11 protein-coding genes are annotated in these 15192 nt (G+C 73.4%); 8 read left to right on the plus strand and 3 right to left on the minus strand.

Annotated features, from left to right (window positions below; translation table 11 throughout):
* Window positions 1-17: 17 nt before the first annotated feature.
* Both ABZ449_RS27900 and ABZ449_RS27905 read right to left on the minus strand, forming a co-directional pair.
* Entirely contained in the window at window positions 18-1769 is a 1752-nt protein-coding gene (locus tag ABZ449_RS27900; protein WP_360351380.1) for a penicillin-binding transpeptidase domain-containing protein, read from the minus strand.
* A 183-nt stretch (window positions 1770-1952) separates the two neighbouring features.
* A complete protein-coding gene (locus ABZ449_RS27905; protein WP_360351383.1) occupies window positions 1953-3752 on the minus strand; it encodes a phospholipid carrier-dependent glycosyltransferase in 1800 nt (599 codons plus the stop codon).
* Between the two features lie 106 nt (window positions 3753-3858).
* Between ABZ449_RS27905 and rsmI the strand changes: the two genes are divergently transcribed.
* From rsmI to ABZ449_RS27940, 7 genes are all read left to right on the plus strand, one after another.
* Window positions 3859-4728, plus strand: a complete 870-nt coding sequence (gene rsmI / locus ABZ449_RS27910) for a 16S rRNA (cytidine(1402)-2'-O)-methyltransferase (protein WP_360351386.1) — start codon at window positions 3859-3861, stop codon at window positions 4726-4728.
* A 312-nt stretch (window positions 4729-5040) separates the two neighbouring features.
* The gene (locus ABZ449_RS27915; protein ID WP_360351389.1) at window positions 5041-5466 is read left to right on the plus strand and encodes a hypothetical protein; all 426 of its coding nucleotides are present in this window, start codon (window positions 5041-5043) and stop codon (window positions 5464-5466) included.
* Window positions 5467-5551: 85 nt separating this feature from the next.
* Window positions 5552-7174, plus strand: coding sequence for a methionine--tRNA ligase (gene metG / locus ABZ449_RS27920; protein WP_360351391.1), 1623 nt, complete (start codon window positions 5552-5554; stop codon window positions 7172-7174).
* A gap of 1 nt (window position 7175) precedes the next feature.
* Window positions 7176-8054 carry a TatD family hydrolase gene (locus ABZ449_RS27925; RefSeq protein WP_360351394.1) on the plus strand — a complete coding sequence of 293 codons (879 nt, stop codon included), beginning with the start codon at window positions 7176-7178 and terminating at the stop codon, window positions 8052-8054.
* Between the two features lie 69 nt (window positions 8055-8123).
* A complete protein-coding gene (rsmA, locus tag ABZ449_RS27930) occupies window positions 8124-9077 on the plus strand; it encodes a 16S rRNA (adenine(1518)-N(6)/adenine(1519)-N(6))-dimethyltransferase RsmA (RefSeq protein ID WP_360351397.1) in 954 nt (317 codons plus the stop codon).
* Window positions 9074-9991, plus strand: coding sequence for a 4-(cytidine 5'-diphospho)-2-C-methyl-D-erythritol kinase (locus tag ABZ449_RS27935; RefSeq protein WP_360351400.1), 918 nt, complete (start codon window positions 9074-9076; stop codon window positions 9989-9991). The genes rsmA and ABZ449_RS27935 overlap by 4 nt, the downstream gene beginning before the upstream one ends.
* 120 nt (window positions 9992-10111) lie before the next feature.
* On the plus strand, window positions 10112-11950 hold the full coding sequence (locus ABZ449_RS27940; protein WP_360351403.1) for an ABC-F family ATP-binding cassette domain-containing protein: 1839 nt from the start codon (window positions 10112-10114) through the stop codon (window positions 11948-11950).
* Window positions 11951-12066: 116 nt separating this feature from the next.
* Here ABZ449_RS27940 and ABZ449_RS27945 read toward each other — a convergent pair whose 3' ends face one another.
* Window positions 12067-14088 carry an FUSC family protein gene (locus ABZ449_RS27945; RefSeq protein WP_360351406.1) on the minus strand — a complete coding sequence of 674 codons (2022 nt, stop codon included), beginning with the start codon at window positions 14086-14088 and terminating at the stop codon, window positions 12067-12069.
* A 565-nt stretch (window positions 14089-14653) separates the two neighbouring features.
* Between ABZ449_RS27945 and ABZ449_RS27950 the strand changes: the two genes are divergently transcribed.
* Window positions 14654-15178, plus strand: coding sequence for a hypothetical protein (locus ABZ449_RS27950; protein WP_360351408.1), 525 nt, complete (start codon window positions 14654-14656; stop codon window positions 15176-15178).
* Window positions 15179-15192: the final 14 nt, after the last annotated feature.

A 15192-nucleotide genomic window follows, 5' to 3' on the forward strand; every position in this document is an offset into this window, starting at 1 on the left:
CGTCGTCCCGACAGGTACTACCGGCCGCCGGCGGCCTTCAGGATGGAGGCGACGGCCGGGCCGGCCGCGTCCACGCCGTGGCCGCCGCCCTGCACCTCGGCGGCCACCGCGAGGTTGCCGCGGTAGGCGGTGAACCAGCTGTTGGTGACGTCGACGCCGGCGACCTCGGCGGACCCGGTCTTGGCGCCCGCGTTGTCGGTGATGCCGGCCATCACCTCCTTGGCGGTGCCGCCGGTGGCGGTGGCCGCCATCATCGCCTTCAGCTTGGCGTCCACGTCCGGGGAGAGCGGGCGGGCGGCCTTCTGCTGCGGCAGCTCGGCGACCAGGACCGGCTGCTTGAACTCGCCGCTCTGCACGGTGGCCGTGACCGAGGCGATGGCCAGCGGGTTCATCTGGACCTTGCCCTGGCCGATGTAGTTCATGGCCTGCTCGTCCTTGCTGCCCGGCGTCGCCGGCACCTTGCCGTCGGTGTTCGGCAGGCCGGTCTTCCACTCCAGGCCGATGCCGAACACGTCCTTGGCCGTGCCGGACAGCGTCTCGGGCTTGAGGCTGGCCAGGCCCTGATTGATGAAGGCGGTGTTGCAGGACATCATGAAGTCCTGCTGGAGCGTGTTGTTCGGGAAGGCGCCCGGGAACGAGTTCGGGATCGGGTGCGCGTTGCCGCTCTTCTCCGGGCAGGCCACCACGGTGTCCGGGTTGACCCCGTTCTCCAGCAGCGCCGCCGAGGTGACGATCTTCATCGTCGAGCCCGGCGCGAGCAGTCCGAGGAACGCCCGGTTCTGACCGCTGGCCGGCGAGTTGGCGAAGGCCAGCACCTGACCGGTGCTCGGCTCGATCGCGACGATGGAGCCGGGCTTGCCGGCCAGGTCGGTCATCGCCTTCTCGGCGGCGGCCTGGAGGGTGTTGTCGATGGTCAGCTTGAACGGCTTGCCGGGCTTCGGCTCGACGATGGTGAACAGCTTGTCCTGGGCACCCTTGCCGGCCGGGTCGGAGATCACCACCGCGCTGCCCGCGTCCTGGTCCCTGGCCGGGTCCGGCGGCAGCAGCTTGGTGGCGTTCTCCTGGAGGGTGGTCATCAGCGTCGGGGTGAGCGAGGCGCCCTGGACCGGCTTGCCGTTGCGGTCCACCACGGTGGACGGCGGGGCGAAGACCGGCTGGACGGCGATGGTCTCGTTGCCGGACAGGTGGGGGTGGATCACCGACGGCGTCCAGTGCACGGCCGGGGTGTCGTCGCTCATCTTCACGACGCCCAGGAAGCCCTGGTAGTCCCAGGCCCGGCTGGTGCCCGCGAACTCGGCGCGCGCCTTGTAGGACATCAGGGTGCCGGTGGGCCCGGGCGCGGCGGTGGCGGACGGCGTGTCGGTCGCCCCCGGGGTCGCGGAGGCCGCGGCGGACGGCTTGGCGGCCGGGGCGGGGGTGCCGGTGGCGGCGGAGAACACCTGCTGGGTGGTCGGGCCGAACGGGGTGAGGGTCAGCGCGCTCGGCTTGACCTGGTCGCGGAAGGCGGTCAGGGCGGCCGTGGCCGCGGCCGGGTCGTCGGTCAGCGAGGCCGCCTTGGCGATGTCGCCGGCCTGCCAGGCCGCCAGGAAGTCCTTCGTACCGGCGGCCGCCTGTTCGGCCGAGGGGGGTTCGGCGACCACGGTGCGCGGCTTCTTGCCTCCGGAGCCGCCGTCCGAGCCGTTCATCAGGCTGTACGCGCCGTAGCCGCCGCCCGCGAGGACGGCGATGGACACGCCGGTGATGATGCCGATCTTCGCGCCACTGCGCATGGTGCAGGTCCCCCAGGGGTCTCGCGGCCGGGCGCAACCGGCGGGGCCGGAAACGCGGTACCCCTCCACCCTAGGCAGCGCGGATCGGTGCGCCGGCGAATCGCCCGGCACTTGTGACGGATCTGGTACGTGTCGTGCACCGCATACGGACGATTCGCGGGAACCCGGTGCGCGCCGGACGGATCAGATCCAGGTGCTGAACCACATCCGGCGGCGCCAGTCCTCCAGGGGGATGGTCTGCCCGGTGAACAGCGGATAGAAGAAGAGGAAGTTCCAGACGATCAGCAGGACCAGCAGGCCCGCCGCCGCGGAGCCGATGATCCGGCGGTCCCGGGAGGCGCCGGGCGGCCCGATCAGGGCGCCGACCAGCATCGTCACCGCGAGCACCAGGAACGGGACGAAGACCACCGCGTAGAAGAGGAAGATCGTCCGCTGCTGGTAGGCGAACCAGGGCAGGTAGCCGGCGGCCAGGCCGCAGAGCACCGCGCCGGCCCGCCAGTCCCGCCGGGCCGCCCAGCGCCACAGGCAGTAGGCCAGCGCCGCGATGCCCGTCCACCACAGCAGCGGGGTGCCGATGCCCAGCACCTCGCGGGCGCAGTCGGCGGCGGTGCAGCCGGCCTGGCCGTACTTGGGGGACTCGTAGTAGAAGGACACCGGCCGGCCCAGCACCAGCCAGGACCACGGGTTGGACTGGTAGGTGTGCGGGTCGCTCAGGCCGACGTGGAAGTCGTAGACCGTCGAGTGGTAGTGCCACAGGGCGCGCAGCGCCTCGGGTATCCACGGGTAGTCGGTGGAACGGCCGACCGCCCAGTCCCGGCCCCAGCCGCCCTGGCCGGGGGCGGTGCTGCTGGCGAACCAGCCCCACCAGGAGGCGACGTAGACCACGGCCGAGACCACGACGACCGAGACGAAGGCCGGCACCACGTCCCGGGCGAGCACGGCCAGGAACGGGCGCGGGGCGCCGGCCAGCCGGCGGGCGCCGACGTCCCAGAGCACGGTCATCAGGCCGAAGGCCGCCGCGACGTACAGACCGCTCCACTTGGTGGCGCAGGTCAGGCCGACGCAGACGCCGGCCGCGATCCGGTACGGGCGCCAGCCCAGGTTCAGCCGCTGGGCGAGCCCCGGGTCCTCGACCCCGCCCAGTCGCGCGGCCAGCAGGGCCCTGGTGCGGTCGCGGTCCAGCAGCAGGAAGCCGAAGGCGGCGAGGGTCCAGAACATCACCACCAGGTCGAGCAGGGCGGCCCGGCTGAGCACCAGGTGCAGGCCGTCCACCGACAGCAGCAGGCCCGCCACGCAGCCCAGCAGGGTGGAGCGGAACATCCGGCGGGCGATCCGGGCCACCATCAGCACCGACAGGGTGCCGAGCAGGGCCACCGCGAACCGCCACCCGAAGGGGTTCATGCCGAACAGCTGCTCGCCCGCCCCGATGATCCACTTGCCCACCGGCGGGTGCACCACGTACGAGGGCGTCGCCCGGTACGGGACGGCCGCGCCCGGCGTCATGATCGTGGCGTTGGCGTCCTCCGGCCAGCTGATCTCGTAGCCGCCGTGCCAGAGCGCGTAGGCGTCCTTGGCGTAGTACGTCTCGTCGAAGATGATCGCGTGCGGCTGCCCGAGGCCGGTGAACCGCAGCAGGCCCGCGAAGACCGCCACCGCGACCGGGCCCAGCCAGCCGGCCCAGCGGCAGAGGAAGAACCACAGGCCCTGCGGCAGCGAGACGCCGACGCGCAGCAGCAGCGGCGACTGCGGCACGTCCCGGGGCGTCACCCGGGGGCCGTCCGGCATCGGCGGCACCAGGCGCTCGGTGAGCGTCCCCGTGGAGCGGGCGGTCCAGCCGTACCGGGCCAGGCGCTCGCGCCAGCCGGGCGGCCCGGCCTGCGGCGCGGGCCCGGCCTGGGGCGAGCGGGGGGACGGCAGGCCGACGCCGCCGTACGCGGAGTGGTCCGTACCAGTGGGCGTCTGGGCCGCCGTGTCGCCGTTCATCCGCCACATCGTAGGGGCGCTCTTCGCACGCGTGTCCGCTCCCTCGGAAGCTGACCGAATCGTCACCAAAAGCCCCGGGCGCCCGGCAGCTGCGAGGATGGGGACCGTGACAGGAGTACTCGTTCTCGCAGGCACCCCCATCGGCGACGTCTCGGACGCCCCGCCCCGACTGGTCAACGAACTGGCCACGGCGGACGTGATCGCGGCCGAGGACACCCGGCGGCTGCGCCGGCTCACCCAGGCCCTGGGGGTGACCCCGGCCGGGCGGGTGCTCTCCTACTTCGAGGGCAACGAGGTCGGCCGCACCCCCGAACTGGTCGAGGCACTGCTCGGCGGCGCCCGGGTGCTGCTGGTCACCGACGCCGGCATGCCCTCCGTCTCCGACCCCGGCTACCGGCTGGTCGCCGCCGCCGTCGCCGCCGACGTCAAGGTCACCGCGGTGCCCGGCCCCTCGGCGGTGCTCACCGCGCTCGCCCTGTCCGGCCTGCCGGTCGACCGCTTCACCTTCGAGGGCTTCCTGCCGCGCAAGAGCGGCGACCGCTCCCGGCAGCTCGCCACGATCGCCGCCGAGCCGCGCACCATGGTCTTCTTCGAGGCGCCGCACCGGATCGCGGAGGCGCTCACGGCGATGGCCGAGGCGTTCGGGCCCGAGCGGCCGGCCGCCGTCTGCCGCGAGCTCACCAAGACCTACGAGGAGGTCAAGCGCGGGCCGATCGGCGAGCTGGCGGCCTGGGCGGCCGAGGGCGTCAAGGGCGAGATCACCGTGGTGGTCGCCGGCGCCCCGCCGGCCGCGCCCCAGGAGCTGACCCCGGCCGAGCTGGCCCGGCTGGTGGCCCTGCGCGAGGAGGCCGGGGAGCGCCGCAAGGAGGCCATCGCGGCCGTCGCGGTCGAACTCTCGCTGCCCAAGCGGGAGGTCTTCGACGCGGTCGTGGCGGCGAAGAAGGAAGGCCTGGAGGGGGCCCCGGGAAAAGCGTGAACACCGGGGGTTGCGTTGCTCACGGGGAGTCGTACCGTGGAGAGAAGGCCCCGGTAAACGCCCGCTGAGCTGAAGTTTCGGTCGCGGTTCGCGGTCCTGGGGAGGCCCTTCGTATAGGGCTTCCCAACCCGCATCCAAGTCTTCACAAGTGGGGCGTCGACCGGGGCGGTCCGGGCATTTCCTGAAAGGGAAAGACCCAGCCGGACGAGCGTCCGGCGGGCGCTGGGAGACGGCTATGAGCGAGCGCAGCGAGCGACCCGACAAGAGGTGCGCGTTCCGCGAAGCGGCCGACGAGCGAAGCGAGGTGGGCGCATGAGCGAGATCGTCGGTAGCCCCCGCGGTGGCAATTCGCTGAGCACGGCCGGCCTGGCCGGTCGGCCGCACACTCCCGTCGAGACCGTACGGGAGGCCTACTCCTTCGCGTGCCTGCGCTGCGGGTACGGCTGGGAGCAGGCGTACGACATCGAGCACCACGTGGCCAAGGACGGGCACGTCGTGTTCGAGTACCACGCCAACGGCGTCCGGGTGCCGTCCCCGCTGCTCAAGCCGACCTGCCCGGGGTGCGGTGGTCACACCGTGCGGATCATGCGCGAGGGCCGGGTCGCCACCGCCGACCAGCCCTGGCACCACGCCCCCGGCTACCCGGCGCACGCCGAGCCGGCCGGGACGCCCCCGGTGGCCGAGCCCGACCGGCCGCGCGGACGCTGGGCCCGGTTCTGGTCGCGGTTGCTGGGCTGACACCGGGGCGACGAGGAGGGACCGCCCCCGACCGGGAGAGAACTCGGTCGAGGGCGGTCCGCACGCCCGACTAAGCTTTCCGACCATGGCGGCCACTGCAGACCACAGCACCACCGGGGCGAGCGCCCCGGCGTACTACGTTTCCACCCCGATCTACTACGTCAACGATCGCCCGCACCTGGGCCACGCGTACACCACCGTGGCGGGCGACGTCCTCACCCGCTGGCACCGCCAGCGCGGCGAGAAGGTCTGGTACCTGACCGGTACCGACGAGCACGGCCAGAAGATCATGCGGACCGCCGAGGCGAACGGCGTCACCCCGCAGGAGTGGTGCGACAAGCTGGTCGAGGAGGCCTGGAAGCCGCTCTGGGAGCACCTGGAGATCGCCAACGACGACTTCATCCGCACCACCGAGGAGCGGCACACCGCCCGGGTGCAGGAGTTCGTCCAGGACCTGTACGACAAGGGCGAGATCTACAAGGGCGGCTACTCCGGCCCGTACTGCGTCGGCTGCGAGGAGTTCAAGCTCCCCTCCGAACTGCTCGACGGCGCGACCGCCGACGAGAAGCTCTGCTCCGTGCACAAGCGGCCCGTCGAGTGGCTGGAGGAGGAGAACTACTTCTTCCGCCTCTCCGCCTACGGCCCGCAGCTGCTGGAGTTCTACGCGGCGAACCCGGACTTCATCCAGCCCGCCTCGGCCCGCAACGAGGTGCTGCGCTTCGTCGAGCAGGACCTCAAGGACCTCTCGATCTCCCGCTCCACCTTCGACTGGGGCGTCCCGCTGCCCTGGGACGAGAAGCACGTCCTCTACGTGTGGGTGGACGCGCTGCAGAACTACATCACCGCGGCCGGCTACGGCAGCGACCCGGAGCGCTTCGCCGAGCTGTGGCCCGCCTCGGTCCACCTGGTCGGCAAGGACATCCTCCGCTTCCACGCCGTCATCTGGCCCGCCATGCTGATGGCCGCCGGGCTGCCGCTGCCCAAGCGGGTCGTCGCCAACGGCTGGCTGATGGTCGGCGGCGAGAAGATGTCCAAGTCCAACCTGACCGGCATCGCGCCCACCGACCTGACCTCGCACTTCGGCGTGGACGCGTACCGCTACTACTTCCTGCGGGCGATCCCGTTCGGCACCGACGGCTCGTTCTCGTGGGAGGACTTCACCGCCCGGTACACCTCCGAGCTCGCCAACGACTTCGGCAACCTGGCCTCCCGGGTCGCCGCGATGGTCGGCAAGTACTTCGGCGGGGTGCTGCCCGCCGCCGTTTCGGCCGGCGAGGCCGAGCAGGCCGTCGCGGACGGGCTGACCAGGGCCGTCGAGACGGCCGACCGGAAGATCGGCGAGGAGCTGGACTTCGCGGGCGGCATCGCGGCGATCTTCGAGTTCGTCAAGCAGGTCAACGGCTACCTCACCGAGCAGGAGCCCTGGAAGGTCGCCAAGGACGAGTCGGCCGAGGGACAGGCCCGCCTGGCCACCATCCTCTACACCGCCGCCGAGGCGCTGCGCGCCACCGCCGTGCTGCTCAACCCGGTGATGCCGTCCACCGCCGAGAAGCTGTGGACCTCGCTGGGCGCCGAGGCCGCCGGACTGGGCGCGCTGTCCGCGCAGACCGTCGCCACCGTGGCCGACTGGGGCCGGCTGCCCGCCGGTGCCACCGTCACCAAGGGCGAGATCCTGTTCCCGCGCCTCGAAGAGAAGCCGACCGCCTGACATGGCCGCCAAGGACGACGCCCGGTCGACCCCGCCGCCGCTGCCGGAACCCCTGGCAGTGGCGGTGGCCGACTCGCACACCCACCTCGACATGCAGTCCGGCACCCCGGCCGAGGGCCTGGCGAAGGCCGCCTCGGTCGGGGTCACCACGGTGGTCCAGGTGGGCTGCGACGTGCCCGGCTCGCGCTGGGCCGCCGAACTGGCGGCCCAGTACGAGCAGGTGCACGCGGCCGTCGCCCTGCACCCGAACGAGGCGCCGCGGATCTTCCTCGGCGACGCGGACGGGTGGTCCGGGCAGCAGCGGAAGGCCGGCGGCGCCGCCGCGCTGGACGAGGCGCTCGCCGAGATCGACCGGCTCGCCGCCCTGCCGCAGGTGGTGGCGGTCGGCGAGACCGGCCTGGACTACTTCCGCACCGGTCCGGAGGGCGTGGAGATCCAGAAGGAGTCGTTCCGCCGCCACATCGAGACGGCCAAGCGGCACGGCAAGGCCCTGGTCATCCACGACCGGGACGCCCACGAGGACGTCATCGCCCTCCTGCTGGAGGAGGGCGCCCCGGAGCGGACGGTCTTCCACTGCTACTCCGGCGACGCGGAGATGGCCAAGACCTGCGCCGAGCACGGCTGGTACCTCTCCTTCGCCGGCCCGGTCACCTTCAAGGCCAACCAGCCGCTGCGCGACGCCCTGCTCGCCACCCCGCTGGACCGGATCCTGGTCGAGACCGACGCCCCGTTCCTCACCCCGCACCCCTACCGCGGCCGCCCGAACGCCCCGTACCTCATCCCGGTCACGGTGCGCTCGATGGCCGCCACCCTGGGGCTGCACGAGGACGAGCTGTCCACGGCCGTCGCGGCCAACACGGCGCGGGCCTTCGGGTACTGAGCCCGTGGCCGGGGGCCCGTCCGGATCGGCGCGTCCGGACGGCGGCCCCCGCGCCCGTATCCTTGGCGCGTGAGCACCACCGACCCCACCCCTGACAGCCGCCCCCAGCCTCCGGCCGGGGGGACCCCCCTGCTGGGCAGCGCCGACATCCGGGAGCTGGCGGCCGCGTTCGGCGTGAAGCCGACCAAGCAGCGCGGGCAGAACTTCGTCATCGACGGCAACACCGTGCGGCGGATCGTCCGGGCCGCCGAGGTGACGGAGCAGGACGCGGTGGTGGAGGTCGGGCCCGGGCTCGGCTCGCTCACCCTGGCGCTGCTGGAGGTGGCGCGGCACGTGACCGCGGTCGAGATCGACCCGGTGCTGGCGCAGCACCTGCCGGACACCGTCGCGGCCCGGATGCCCGGCAAGGCGGACTCCTTCGACCTGGTGTTCAGCGACGCCATGGAGGTCACCGAGCTGCCCGGGCCCGCGCCCACCGCGCTGGTCGCCAACCTCCCGTACAACGTCGCCGTGCCGGTCCTGCTGCACATGCTGGCCACCTTCCCCAGCATCGAGCGGACCCTGGTGATGGTGCAGAGCGAGGTCGCCGACCGGCTCGCCGCCAAGCCGGGCAACAAGGTGTACGGCGTCCCGTCGGTCAAGGCCAACTGGTACGCCGACGTGAAGCGGGCCGGCGCCATCGGGCGGAACGTGTTCTGGCCCGCCCCCAACGTCGACTCCGGGCTGGTCTCGCTGATCCGCCGCGAGCCGCCGAAGACCACTGCCAGCCGCCAGGAGGTGTTCGCGGTGGTCGACGCCGCGTTCGCCCAGCGGCGCAAGACCCTGCGCGCCGCGCTGGCCGGCTGGGCGGGCTCCGCCGCAGGGGCCGAGCAGGCGCTCGCGGCCGCCGGCATCGACCACAGGCTGCGCGGCGAGATGCTCACGGTGGAGCAGTTCGCCGCGATCGCCGAGCACAAGCCCGCCGAGGACAAGCCCGCCGAGGACAAGCCCGCCGAGCACAAGCCCGCCGAGGACGCCACGTGATCACCGTACGGGTGCCGGCCAAGGTCAACGTCCAGCTGGGAGTCGGCGGGCTGCGCCCCGACGGCTTCCACGACCTGGCCAACGTCTTCTTCGCGGTCGCCCTCGGGGACGAGGTCACCGCCACCCACGGCGAGGGCGTGACGCTCGGCTGCTCCGGCCCCGACGCCGCCGCCGTCCCACTGGACGACAGCAACCTCGCCGCCCGCGCCGCCCGGCTGCTCGCCGCCCACCACGGCATCGCCGACCCGGGCGTGCACCTGCACATCGCCAAGGCCATCCCGGTGGCCGGCGGCATGGCCGGCGGCAGCGCCGACGGCGCGGCGGCACTGGTCGCCTGCGACGCGCTCTGGCAGCTGGACACCCCGCTGCCGGTGCTGCTGGAGCTGGCCGCCGAACTCGGCTCCGACGTGCCGTTCGCCCTGCTCGGCGGCGTCGCGCTGGGCCGCGGCCGCGGCGAGATCCTGGAGCCGCTGGCCGCCGAGGGCACCTTCCACTGGGTCTTCGCGGTCGCCGAGGGCGGCCTGTCCACCCCCTCGGTCTTCCGCGAGTGCGACCGCCTGCGCGAGGAGGCCGGCACCGGCTCCGGCGCCACCGACGTCCCCACCCCGGACGCCGACCCGGCGCTGCTCGCCGCCCTCGCCGAGGGCGACGCCGTCGCCCTGGCCGCCGCGCTCGCCAACGACCTCCAGCCCGCCGCGCTCTCCCTGCGCCCCGCACTCGCCGCCACCCTGCGCGCCGGCACCGAGGCGGGCGCGCTCGGGGCCCTGGTCTCCGGCTCCGGGCCCACCTGCGCCTTCCTGGTCAAGGACGCCGAGGCCGCCGCCGCGGTGGCCGAGGCGCTGCGGGCCTCCGGCACCTGCCGGACCGCCCACGCCACCCACGGGCCGGTGCCGGGGGCGGCCGTGGTGGGCTGACGCGGTGAACGTGCTCCGGCGGGCCCATTAGGCTGGGGAGATCGGGGTGTCCCGAGAGGGGCACCCGGCCGTCGAGCGGCGGGCCGCCCCGCGACCGCCGAACCCAGGAGCGCAGCACACGTGGCCGTCAACCTCGCCACCATCGAGTCCGTCACGAAGGTCTACGGCACCCGCGCCCTGCTGGACGCCGTCAGCCTGGGCGTCAGCGAGGGCGACCGGATCGGCGTCGTCGGCCGCAACGGCGACGGCAAGACCACCCTGATCCGGATGCTCGCCAAGCTGGAGGAGCCCGACGGCGGCCGGATCACCCACTCCGGCGGGCTCCAGATGGCCGTCCTCACCCAGCACGACTCGCTCGACCCGAACGCCACCATCCGGCACGAGGTGATCGCCGACCGGGCCGACCACGAGTGGCTCGGCGACGCCCGCATCCGCGACATCATCGAGGGCCTCTTCGGCGGCCTCGACCTGCCCGGCTTCGCCGACGGCCTGGACACCGTCATCGGCCCGCTCTCCGGCGGCGAGCGCCGCCGGATCGCGCTCGCCAAGCTGCTGCTCGGCTCGCCCGACCTCGTCGTCCTCGACGAGCCCACCAACCACCTCGACGTCGAGGGCATCAACTGGCTCGCCGAGCACCTCCAGAAGCGCCGCTCCGCGCTCGTCTGCGTCACCCACGACCGCTGGTTCCTCGACCAGGTCTGCACCCGGATGTGGGACGTCCAGCACGGCGAGGTGCACGAGTACGAGGGCGGCTACTCCGACTACGTCTTCTCCCGCGCCGAGCGCTCCCGGATCGAGGCCGTCGAGGAGCAGAAGCGCCAGAACATGGCCCGCAAGGAGCTGGCCTGGCTGCGCCGCGGCGCCCCCGCCCGCACCTCCAAGCCGCGCTACCGGATCGAGGCCGCCAACGCCCTGATCGCGGACGTGCCGGAGCCGCGCGACAAGTCCGAGCTGATGAAGTTCGCCAACGCGCGGCTCGGGAAGACGGTCTTCGACCTGGAGGGCGTGACCGTCAAGGCCGGCCCCAAGCTGCTGCTGGAGAACCTCACCTGGCAGCTCGGCCCCGGCGACCGGATCGGCCTGCTGGGCGTCAACGGTGCCGGCAAGACCTCGCTGCTGCGCGCGCTGCGCGACGCGTACGCGAGCGAGGGCGACGTGCAGCCCGCGTCGGGCGTCATCAAGGTCGGCAAGACCGTGCGGCTGGCCTACCTGTCGCAGGAGGTCGCCGAGCTGGACCCGGAGACCCGGGTGCTCCAGGCCATCGAACAGGTCCGCTCGAGGGTCGACCTCGGCAAGGGCCGGGAGATGAGCGCCGGCCAGCTGTGCGAGCAGTTCGGCTTCGGCAAGGACAAGCAGTGGACGCCGGTCGGCGACCTGTCCGGCGGCGAGCGGCGCCGGCTCCAGCTGCTGCGGCTCCTGATGGACGAGCCCAACGTGCTGTTCCTGGACGAGCCCACCAACGACCTCGACATCGAGACGCTCAACCAGCTGGAGGACCTGCTCGACGGCTGGCCCGGCTCGATGATCGTCATCAGCCACGACCGCTTCTTCATCGAGCGCACCACGGACACCGTCCACGCGCTGCTCGGCGACAAGAAGATGCGGATGCTGCCGAACGGCGTGGACGAGTACCTGGAGCGCCGGGCCCGGATGGCCGCCGAGGCTTCCGCCGCCGCTCCGGCCGGTTCGGCCGGTTCGGGGGCCGCGGACGCGTCCGGCGGCGCGGCCGGTGCCCCCGCGCTGTCCGGCGGGGACCTGCGGGCGGCGAAGAAGGAGATGCAGAAGCTGGAGCGGCAGATCGCCAAGCTGGACGAGAAGGAGTCCAAGCTGCACGCCCAACTCGCCGAGCACGCCGCCGACTTCTCCAAGGTCGCGGAGCTGGACGCGCAGCTGCGCGGCGTCCGGGAGGAGAAGGAGGAGCTGGAGATGAGCTGGCTGGAGCTGGCCGAGCAGGTCTGAGCGGGTCTGTCAGGTCTGAGCAGGTCCGGGCGAGGTTGCCCGTCGGGGTTGCCCGGGCCGGGTCGCTCGTCGGAGTTGCCCGGGCCGGGTCGCTCGTCGGAGTTGCCCGCGCCGGGTCATCCGTCCGGACGGCCGCGGAGGAGCGTTTCGAGCTCCTCCGCCGCGCGGCCGAGCGCACTGCGCGTCGGGTCGTGCGGGGCGGTCGGACGGGCCGCCGGGGTCGTCGGCGGGCGGTGCGCCCGGGCGGCGGCGGACAGCTCGTCCAGCGCGTGCCGCACCCGTCCCACCTCGGCAGGGTCCGGCACCCGCCCGCCGTACCGGATCTGCGCCGCGAAGGCCGCCACCGCGCCGCCCAGCCGCTCCAGCGCCGCCGTCGCCGGCAGCCACTGCTCGGCCAGCCGGCCGGCGGGCGGCGGCTCCGTCAGGCCCTGCCGGACCTCCCGGCGGGCGTCCGCCAGCGACCGGTAGGCCGTACGGCGCAGCCACACCTGGGCGTTGCCGTCCCGTGCGGCGGAGTCCTCGCGGGCGCCGCCCCCGCCGGTGACGGCCTTCGCGGCGTCTGCCCTCTCGGCAACGGCCTTCGCGGCGTCTGCCCTCTCGGCGACGGCGTCCTCGACGACGGCGTCGAGGTAGGCCCGCAGCGCCGTCGTCGCCTCGACCAGCCTGGGCTCGATCCGGTGACGCGGGCGCTCCGGCCACAGCAGGTAGCCGAAGAGCAGGACGATCGCGCTGGCCAGCACGGTGTCCAGGACCCGGGGCCAGAACTCGGCGGCGCCGCTCTGCCCGCCGAGCTGGAGCAGGACCAGCGCCATCGGCGTCATCACCACGGTGTTCAGCCCGTAGTGCGCCGCCGTCGCGTACGGGAGCAGGGCCACGCAGCCGGCGGCCATCGCGGTCAGCGCCCACTCGCCGGTGGCGGCCATGAGCAGCGCCGCGGTCACGGCCACCCCGAGCACCGTGCCGACCGAGCGGCTCACCGCACGCAGGAACACCGAGCCGAGGTCCGGCTTGAGCACGAAGGCGATCGTCATCGGCACCCAGTAGCTCTTGCTGAGCGGGTAGTTGGCGGTCACCGCCGAGCCGACCGCGATGCACAGCGCGACCCGCAGCCCGTACCGGACCGACCCCCGGGACAGCAGTCGCGCCCGCAGCCGCCAGGGGTCCGGAGGCGGTGCGGGGGCGGTGCCGAGCCGGGTGTCGCGGCCGGCCACGGTGTCGGCGGCGGCGCGCAGGGCCACGTCCAGGGCCTGCCGCGAGGGGGTGTCGGGCCGCCAGTCGGGGACGGCGACCTCGCCGCCGCCCCGCCGCACGGCGGCCGCCAGCCGGTTCGGCACCTCGGCCACCTCCGGCGGGACCGGACGGCGGGCCCACACCAGACCGGTCGCCGCCTCGGTGGCGGCGAGGGCGGCCTCGTACATCCGACCGCGGCGGTCCGGTGCGCTCCGCCCGTCCCGCGAGCTCCGCCGGTTCGTCCCGAGCAGGTCCTGGAGCTGGTTCAGACGGGCCGTCAGCACCTGGCGCGAGGCCCCCGCCCGCGGGCCGCCCAGGTCCGCCAGGGTGCGGCCGAGCGCTTCGTACGCGGCGGCCAGCGCCCGGTTGCGGGGATCCGCGGCGGGCCGGTTCGGCGCCCCCGCCGGCAGCCCGAGCAGCACCACGAACGCCGCCCCGACCAGCAGCATCGGCGCCGCCGCCCACCACGGCCGCGGCAGGGGCATCCCGCTGCCCAGCGCGGCCGACACCAGCAGCAGCATCCCGGCCGCCGAACCGCGCGGACCCGTCGCGCTCAACGCGCCGGAGGCGAAGGCGGTCAGCGTCAGCGCGAACCCCAGGACGAGGCCGTCCACGTCGGCGTGCTGAAGCGCGGTGCCGATCAGCATCCCGACCGCCGAGGCGAGGACCGCCGTCCCGATCCGGGCGGCCCGCAGCCTGCCCGGTTCGACCCGGTCGTTCATCGTCGCGTGCATCGCCCCGAGCCCGGCGAACACCCCCAGATCCAGCCGGCCCGCCAGCAGCCCCACCGTCAACGGCACCGCCATGCCCACCGCCGCCCGCACCATCAGCGCCACCGGCACCGGCGGCCGCGCGGGCCGCGCGGCACGGGCCCACCAGGGCGAAGGAGAGACGTCGGAAGAGCTCACGCGGTCACGTCCGTTCTGCGGCCTCGGGTCGCTGCTGTGCGACATTGCGCGGCAGATGGGGCGTACCGGGCCAGTCTACCCAGGGCCACCGTGGCGGCCCGTACGTGTCAAGTTCGTACCGATCGCGTACGGGCGGGCCAAGGTCCCTGCCGGGCCGACAGGGGTGGTGGCTACGATGACGGAGGTGGAAACCGTCCACAGGGCGGTCGGCACGCCGACCAGGACGGTACGAACCAGAAGTTGACGGTGTGTTGCGGCACGCGGCCGCCCGGGAAACCCGGGCACGGCCGGCCGTACGGGGGAGAGGTGAACTGCTGTGGCAGGCAATGGTGCAACTAGTTCGGGGACGCCGGCTCCTTCGGTGAGTCCGTCGCCCAGTCCTTCGCCGACGCCCTCGGCGAGTCCCACGCCGAGTCCGTCGGCGAATCCTTCGCCCAGCCCATCGGCGAGCCCGGCCCCGAGCCCTTCGGCGAGCCCGGCACCCAGTCCGTCGTCCAGCCCCGCGCCCAGCCCGTCGGGTACCGACCCGAACGGTCAGGCGCCTGCGAACGAGCCGGCTCCGTACGTGCTGGAGCAGAAGCTCCCCTGGCCGCTGGGCGGGATCGACCTCGCCCCCATCGTCAGCACCATGCAGACGAACGGCAGCGCGAGCGACCTGGTGGCGGCGTTCGGCAAGCAGAACGTCGAGATCGAGCTGCAGACCCTGAAGACGTTCGCGGGGAAGGTCGAGGCGCTTCTCGCCGCGATGGAGGGCTCGGCGGCCGCGCCGTACAAGCTCCAGGAGCAGAAGGTCACCCAGGGCAGCTTCGTCAACGGCGCGGACGCCGGGAGGTTCCCGGAGGCGGTGGCTCTGAACTCCGCCTACGGCAAGGTGCACGAGCAACTCGTCAAGCTCCACAAGGACTTCGTGGCCCAGATCGAGGCGATGACGACGGCGGTCGCGAAGACGGCCAGCTCGTACGACAGCAATGAGAACCAGGCGGCGGCCGCCCAGAACGCGGTGGCGAGCTCGTACGGGGCCAACGAGAACCGGACGCCGCCGGCGGGATCGAGCGGGACGGCACCGAAGTCCAAGGACTTGAACCTCTGACCGGGGTGCCGGGA

The sequence above is a fragment of the Kitasatospora sp. NPDC005856 genome (assembly GCF_040629945.1).
Lineage (GTDB): Bacteria > Actinomycetota > Actinomycetes > Streptomycetales > Streptomycetaceae > Kitasatospora.